We start from the raw sequence: 549 nt of genomic DNA on the forward strand, positions 1-549 counted from the left end.
AAAAAAGAGGGTGCTATTGCCGCCGTAGAGATTCACAAAGAGCTTTTAATAGAAAAGTTTTCTGATGAATTTAATTATCATTTTGTAGCGAAAGACAGTCAAGTTCTAAATGGCGTAAGCGTGTTGAGTTATGCGAACAAATTAAATTTATCCATCATTGCAAATCAAATAAACGATAGTGGCTTTTATTATAAGACGATTGCTTTAAGGAATGGGTATGATGTTTTTCTTCTTTCAAAAAAGACGAACTCAAAAAAGGCTGTGCAAATGCTACACAAACTAACCCATCCTTTAAATTGTTTTTTGGCCGCCTGTAGCGAGGTCTTTCATGAGGTTGATAGTTTAGCATATAAACAAACAGCACAAACAGCGGCGTACTTGAAGGTTTTTCAACGTCAGTTTACAGATTATAGAAAAACCCAAAAACAGCATCATAGAATTAAAAACTACCTATTTATAAAATCTAGAGCAGCCATTGTCTATAAAGCGATACTTTACAAAGACTATAGAGTTTGGTTTTTTAGAAGAGTAACGGATAGAAATTGGTAT

1 pseudogene is annotated in these 549 nt (G+C 33.7%); it reads left to right on the forward strand.

The features are described 5' to 3' along the window. Positions 1-549: pseudogene (locus ES044_RS18700) on the forward strand (hypothetical protein); the annotation flags it as partial.

This window comes from Polaribacter sp. IC066 (assembly GCF_007997085.1).
Classification (GTDB): Bacteria; Bacteroidota; Bacteroidia; order Flavobacteriales; family Flavobacteriaceae; genus Polaribacter.